Annotated in this window: 8 protein-coding genes; 7 read left to right on the forward strand and 1 reads right to left on the reverse strand. The window is 27.6% G+C overall.

The genetic code is table 11. The features are described from left to right. Positions 1 to 194 precede the first annotated feature (194 nt). The 6 genes from GOQ29_RS00995 (at position 195) to GOQ29_RS14920 (ending at position 3,350) form a co-directional block, all read left to right on the forward strand. Complete coding sequence (locus GOQ29_RS00995) at positions 195 to 719, forward strand: GNAT family N-acetyltransferase (RefSeq protein ID WP_203370538.1); 525 nt, start codon at positions 195 to 197, stop codon at positions 717 to 719. A 246-nt stretch (positions 720 to 965) separates the two neighbouring features. Further along, positions 966 to 1,166, forward strand: coding sequence for a hypothetical protein (locus GOQ29_RS01000; protein WP_203370540.1), 201 nt, complete (start codon positions 966 to 968; stop codon positions 1,164 to 1,166). A gap of 17 nt (positions 1,167 to 1,183) precedes the next feature. After that, complete coding sequence (locus tag GOQ29_RS01005) at positions 1,184 to 1,348, forward strand: hypothetical protein (protein ID WP_203370542.1); 165 nt, start codon at positions 1,184 to 1,186, stop codon at positions 1,346 to 1,348. 273 nt (positions 1,349 to 1,621) lie between these two features. Next, a complete protein-coding gene (locus tag GOQ29_RS01010) occupies positions 1,622 to 2,440 on the forward strand; it encodes an alpha/beta fold hydrolase (RefSeq protein ID WP_203370544.1) in 819 nt (272 codons plus the stop codon). Between the two features lie 71 nt (positions 2,441 to 2,511). Next, the gene (locus tag GOQ29_RS01015; protein WP_203370546.1) at positions 2,512 to 2,982 is read left to right on the forward strand and encodes a GNAT family N-acetyltransferase; all 471 of its coding nucleotides are present in this window, start codon (positions 2,512 to 2,514) and stop codon (positions 2,980 to 2,982) included. A gap of 230 nt (positions 2,983 to 3,212) precedes the next feature. Beyond that, positions 3,213 to 3,350, forward strand: a complete 138-nt coding sequence (locus GOQ29_RS14920; protein WP_350445951.1) for a nucleotidyltransferase family protein — start codon at positions 3,213 to 3,215, stop codon at positions 3,348 to 3,350. A 185-nt stretch (positions 3,351 to 3,535) separates the two neighbouring features. Here the strand turns inward: GOQ29_RS14920 and GOQ29_RS01025 are convergent, their stop codons facing one another. Further along, positions 3,536 to 4,486, reverse strand: a complete 951-nt coding sequence (locus GOQ29_RS01025) for a calcium/sodium antiporter (RefSeq protein ID WP_203370548.1) — start codon at positions 4,484 to 4,486, stop codon at positions 3,536 to 3,538. A 102-nt stretch (positions 4,487 to 4,588) separates the two neighbouring features. Here GOQ29_RS01025 and GOQ29_RS01030 point away from each other — a divergent pair, with 102 nt between their 5' ends. Continuing rightward, positions 4,589 to 5,173: a uracil-DNA glycosylase gene (locus GOQ29_RS01030; protein WP_203370550.1), complete on the forward strand. Its 585-nt coding sequence runs from the start codon at positions 4,589 to 4,591 to the stop codon at positions 5,171 to 5,173. Positions 5,174 to 5,486 lie beyond the last annotated feature (313 nt).

Below are 5,486 nucleotides of genomic sequence, written 5' to 3' on the forward strand. Positions count from 1 at the left end.
GGGAAATCCGCAAGCTGGGATCTGTGCCAGGGGCGATGGGTAACCATCGGCTCTATGGTGACGGTGAAATACGGGCTAATATCTGTTGAAAATATAATATGTATAAAAAATTATACTGTAATGATAATAAAATAGGAATTAACATAAATTGAACATTAATATAAGATGAGAAAAATGTTTAAAAGGGGGCAAAAATGTTGAATGAAATAAAAAACTCATCAGAATTAGAAACGGAAAGATTGTATATAAAATTATTAACATTATCTCAATTAAAATTATGTGTTAATAATATTTTAATGCTTGAAACGGAATTAGACTGTAAATATGACGCGGAACCAATAGAGAGTGAATTCTTGAATATAATAAATAATCAAATAAAAATTATTGAAAATGATCCTGAAAATTATATGTATCATAGTTTTTGGTTTATTATAAGAAAAATGGACAGAAAAGTAGTAGGATCGATAGATTTTAAGAACATTCCAAATGAATCAAAAGAAATCGAAATAGGTTATGGATTGGGAAAAAATTATGAACATAATGGATATATGACAGAAACTATAAAGATATTTTGTGAATTGGCATTAAGTAACGATAAAATAGATACAGTAATTGCTGAAACAGAAATAGAAAATATACCATCACAAAAGGTATTAGAAAGGTGCGGTTTCAAAAAATATAGAGAAGAAGAAACTATATGGTGGAAATTGAACAAATAAATTAATAAAACATAAAGGTAAATAAATGGTGTACGCCCGTACTTCGCTTAACAGGTCTGTATGTGCTTCGGCGCTAAAGCGCCTCGGGGTTCCGTTCGCTAGGTCGGCTTCGCCTCCCACGCTCACTCCACCCACATTTTTGCGGTTGCTGGAACTGCTACGCAGTTCCCTTATCGCAACCGTAAAAACGTCACATACAGCCGGAATGTTATACGAAATGCAAAAAATTATAGTGGAGGTTATATAATGCATATAAGTGCTGATTTTTCTGTAATTAAAATATTTGAAGAGTTTTTACATGGTAATCACAATAAAGAAAATAGAATTAAGTTGGAGAAAGACCTAACACAGAATGAAAGTTTTAAAATGCAGTTATCCTTTCATAAAGAGCATATAACAAAAAAAGATTATTTTAACAATCATCAAATCAATTTAAAGATAGCATAAAAAGTGTACAAGCAGATATGACAATATTAATGAAAGAGTTTGAAGAAGACTTGGAGAAATTATTGATAATGAAAAAAGAATACGAACAAATGAAAGATAAAGTTAAGGAGTATGGTTATTCTCAAAAAATTGGACAGCCTATGAATAAGTCTATAGGAGTGTATATGTGTGAAACGATATAGAATTAAATATGAACCTACAAAAAAGAATTATAAACTAAAACATATATAATAATTGAAACAATTGAGAAATTATTATAATTGATTAAGTAAAAAACGTCTCATAACAAGGTACTCAAGTTCACTTTGATATTAAAAGACTGTCAAAGCATATCCATTCACCAAGCTAGGTATGACTAGGTGAATGGACGTCGCAAATACGGTCACGTCATGTAAAATAGTAACATATGGAATACTATTTGGAGTTATTATATAAAGATTAAAGGAGGGGAAAAAATGCAATGTAAGATAAAAGATATAACTATAAATTATGAAGTAAAAGGTAAAGGAAAGCCAATTATTATTATACACGGTTATTCTCCAGACCACAGATTAATGACTGGATGTATGGAGCCTGTATTTAGTTCCAAAGACGGTTATAAAAGAATATATATTGATTTACCCGGTATGGGAAAATCAGAGAGTGCAGAATGGATTACAGATTCGGATGTTATGCTTGATATTGTTATTAAATTTATTGAAAAAATTATTCCAAATGAAAATTTCCTACTTGTGGGGGAGTCATATGGTGGTTATTTATCCAGAGGAATAATCTATAAAATTGCAAAAAGGGTAGATGGCGTTTCATTAATTTGTCCAGTTATAATAGCTGATAATGAAAAACGAAATGTTCCTGGACATGTTGTTTTAGTAAAAGACAATAAGTTATTATCTAAGCTATCACCAGAGGATGTAGAAGATTTTAATTCTATGGCGGTGGTTCAAAGTGAGAAAATCTATGAAAGATATAAAAATGAAATAGTATCTGGTATTAAGATGGCAGATGATAAGTTTTTAGAAAACATACAAGAAAATGGGTATGAATTTTCATTTGATGTTGATAAATTAAATGAAAAATTTAATAAACCTGCTCTTATAATATTAGGAAGACAAGATTCTTGTGTTGGTTATATAGATGCATGGAGTATATTAGAAAATTATCCAAGAGGAACTTTTGCTGTGCTAGATAGAGCAGGACATAATTTGCAGATTGAACAAGAGGAAATGTTTAATTCATTAACTAATGAATGGCTTATGAGAGTGGAAGAATTATAATATTTTATTATATGAAGGATTAAAAGATAGTATTTATGTTAAAAAGTTCATATTGATGAGAGGTGAAAATAGTGGAGAGATTAGATTATATAATTAATGATATAAAAATTAAAGGTTTAAGTGATAATACTGAAATGGAAGCTAAAACTCTTATTATTGAGGGACTAAGTGAATATTTTGCTAATTATAATGGAAATAAAAATCTTGATTTAAATAATCTTATGCAAAATTATATAGGAAAAGGGGAGACATTTTTAATTGGATTATATGAAGATGACTTAATTTGTACAGGTGGTTTAATTGAAGAAGATAGATATACAGGTAGAATAGTAAGAATGAGTGTAAAAAAAGAATATAGAAGAAAAGGGGTTGCTACTGTAATATTAAAAGGATTAGAAAAAGTAGCTAAAGAAAAAGGATATAATAAAATTGTTTTAGAAACTACAGAAGGTTGGAGTAAAGCAATTAATTTATACAAAAAGAATGGTTATACTGAATCTAAAAGAATAGAAGGTAATGTTCACTTGGTTAAAAAATTATAACAGAGTTGAAATTATGAAAATGACTTTGGGCGATATTTGATGTTAAATAATAAAGAATCTGATGGATGATCAGGAGAATAGGACGAATCAATTGAAAAATATAGCCAAGGCTATCCTCCATTTGAGTGGTATTATAATGTTTTAGGGTATGTACATAGTTTAATTAAAGTAAATCAAGAAGTTAGAATTCTTGATTTAGGAATTGGGACAGGGTTATTAACAAAGGAATTATTGGTGCAGGTGCTATAAGAGATATTGTATGGGGTAAATTACATGGATTAAATAAAGTTAATTCTAGAGATATAGATGTTGCCATTTTTGATAAATCCAGTACTATAGAGTATGAGAAGGAGCCTACGAAAAGTTAGGGTTTAGATATTTTAAAACTATTCAAGTACCAGATGAGGATGAATTAGAATATTTAATGAGGATTTATAAGAATGCTATAGGGAATATTGTTGAGTCATAATAAATATATGGCAACTTGTGGTTTACGTATTTTACCTGTTTAATTATAAAACAATTACATCAAATTATTTATTATATATTTTTATTAAACCATATAAAAGAAATAAAGAGTAATTAAGTATATAATATAGATAATGAATAATAAAGCACCAATTATTTTATTAATTTTACCTTTAATAATACAAGATAAGCTTAATATACTTATCATTATAAAGAATACAGGAAAGTCTAGATATATGTTTTGTTCTGTGATATTAAGAGGGTTAATCAATCCTGCGGCACCTAATACTAAGGATAAATTTAATATATTTGCTCCAATAATATTTCCTACAGATAAAGAAGGATGTCCCTTTTTGATAGCGGTTATGGCTGTTGTAAGTTCAGGCAAAGAAGTACCTAATGCAATAAATGTCAGACTTATAACTGCTTCAGGTACACCTATGAATTTAGCTATAATTATTCCATTATTAATCAATAAATTTGAACCTATAGAGATTCCCATAATGCCCACTACAAATAGAAGAAAAATTTTAGTATATTCTTTTCTTGATATGGGAGTATAATAATTTTTGATTGATTGAGTTTTTTTATGTTTGATAACTAATGAATCAAATACTATATAAACTAATACAAGAAGTAATAGTAATCCGGCATTAATATTATCAATTAATCTATCTACAGATAATATAAAGAATATGAATGTAAATATAATAAGCGTTAAAGATTTTAATTTAATAAATTTTCCTTTAACCTTACTAGGTCTGATAATATTGGTTATTCCAAGAACTAGCCCTGTATTACATATAATTGATCCGATTGCATTACCTATGCTCATTTCTGTATAATTTTTAAAGGAAGCAGTTATAGATACAATAGCTTCTGGTGTAGTAGTAGCTATACTTACTATGGTTGCTCCTATAAATACTTCTGGGAGATTGGATATTCTGGCTATATTTATTGAAGAATCTGTAAAATAGTCTCCTCCTTTGATAATAAGGAATAATCCTAAGCAAAATAATATTATTGGTGAAGTCATTTATAGTCCTCCTTAGAGTTAAAAGTATCATTTATATTTGACAAGATTAAAGACAATAATATATAAATATATTAAAATTATATGTAGAATAGGAGAAACTTTATGAATAAAATAAATAAGATAAAAGAACTTAATAATATATTAGAAAAAAAATATAATGAAAAGTTAGTTTTAGGAAATGGATCTGTTGATAGTAAAATAGTATTAGTAGGAGAAGCTCCTGGAAAAAACGAGGTGATTAAAGGCAAACCTTTCGTTGGGGCTGCTGGTAAATATCTTAATGAATTTTTAGATATATTAGAAATTGATAGGGAAGACATTTATATAACCAATACAGTAAAATATAGACCTACAAAAATAAATAAAAAGACAGGAAATGAGATTAACCGTACTCCAAATAAAGATGAAATAGAAGAATTTAAGGCGTATCTATTTAAAGAGATATCAATAATAGATCCTAAAATTATTATTCCATTAGGAAATGTACCCTTTAAGACTATAATAGAAAATAATAATTTAACTATTGGTAAATATCATGGAAAAGTATTGAATAAAGATATACATAATAAAAAATATACCATATATCCTTTATATCATCCAGCAGCAGTAATTTATAATAGGAGTATAAAGAAGGATTATATTAGGGATTTAAATAATTTGAAAAAGATTTTTATTAAACAAATATAAAAAATAAGTATAAGATAAATAATTTATTTAAAAATAGGTATGTATAACGATATATTGACAATAATTTATTATAAAAAAGTATTGACCTATTAATTGAAATCTGTTATAGTAGTAAAAGTCGTCGTTGATATGCGACAAAGAAAAAAACACTTGACAATGTTTTTAAAAGTTGTTATAATCTGAAGAGTTGTTTCTGAAGTTAACGGATTCGACGAATAATATTTTTTCAAAAAAAGTGTTGACAAAAATCAAAATACCTGATATAGTATTAAGAGTCGCCAGGAACGGCGCAAAAGAAATTGGTCTTTGAAAA

This window comes from Anaeromonas gelatinilytica (assembly GCF_016820635.1).
In the GTDB taxonomy this organism is placed as follows: domain Bacteria; phylum Bacillota; class Clostridia; order Tissierellales; family SIT17; genus Anaeromonas; species Anaeromonas gelatinilytica.

What these genes read in the sequence shown, in the direction of transcription:
- GOQ29_RS01005 (WP_203370542.1), top strand. Translation starts at nt 1,184, where the DNA reads ATGACAATATTAATGAAAGAGTTTGAAGAAGACTTGGAGAAATTATTG.
- GOQ29_RS00995 (WP_203370538.1), top strand. Translation starts at nt 195, where the DNA reads ATGTTGAATGAAATAAAAAACTCATCAGAATTAGAAACGGAAAGATTG.
- GOQ29_RS01025 (WP_203370548.1), bottom strand. Translation starts at nt 4,486, where the DNA reads ATGACTTCACCAATAATATTATTTTGCTTAGGATTATTCCTTATTATC.
- GOQ29_RS01000 (WP_203370540.1), top strand. Translation starts at nt 966, where the DNA reads ATGCATATAAGTGCTGATTTTTCTGTAATTAAAATATTTGAAGAGTTT.
- GOQ29_RS01010 (WP_203370544.1), top strand. Translation starts at nt 1,622, where the DNA reads ATGCAATGTAAGATAAAAGATATAACTATAAATTATGAAGTAAAAGGT.
- GOQ29_RS01030 (WP_203370550.1), top strand. Translation starts at nt 4,589, where the DNA reads ATGAATAAAATAAATAAGATAAAAGAACTTAATAATATATTAGAAAAA.